The organism is Vibrio sp. 1401, from assembly GCF_033340295.1.
Genome location: NZ_JAWOWF010000755.1, coordinates 1 through 541 on the forward strand (window position 1 = coordinate 1; position 541 = coordinate 541).

Sequence of the window (541 nt, forward strand, 5' to 3'; positions counted from 1 at the left end):
GACCGCTTTCAGCACTAACGTGTAGTCTTTGCGCTGTTTAATGGTCGGTGACCCGAAGTGGAAAGTACGGGTGATGTCTGTTGTGCCGCCAAGGTATTGACCGCCAGAATCTACAAGGAAGAAATTGCTTTCATTGACAACGGCATTGCTTTCTTCATCGGCGGCGTAATGCATTTTCGCGCCATGTGCGGCGAAGCCTGCAATCGTGCGGAAACTGTCGCTCACATAATGGCGAGTTTGACGGCGATAGCTTTTCAATTGAGCCTCGGCTGACAGCTCAGTAACAAGCCCGCTTGGGACTTGGTCTTCTAACCAGCTCATGAACTTCACGACAGCCACACCATCGTCCGTCAATGACTGTTCGAGATTGGCTAACTCGGTCTGATTTTTGGTGGCTTTCATGTCGGTGACGGGGCAAGCCATTGGCTTTAATGAGAGGTTCTGCTCAATGGAGTTAACCAACAAGCTGTCGGTATAAACAGGGCTAAAAGCAAGCGACAAGCCTTCACATTGCTGATTCAAATACTGGCTGACGTACTCG

General features: G+C 49.9%; 1 protein-coding gene. It reads right to left on the minus strand.

The annotated features are described in order from the left end of the window. Positions 1–541: M24 family metallopeptidase (locus R7Z77_RS27985; RefSeq protein ID WP_318137383.1), on the minus strand; the 541-nt coding region annotated here is incomplete at both ends.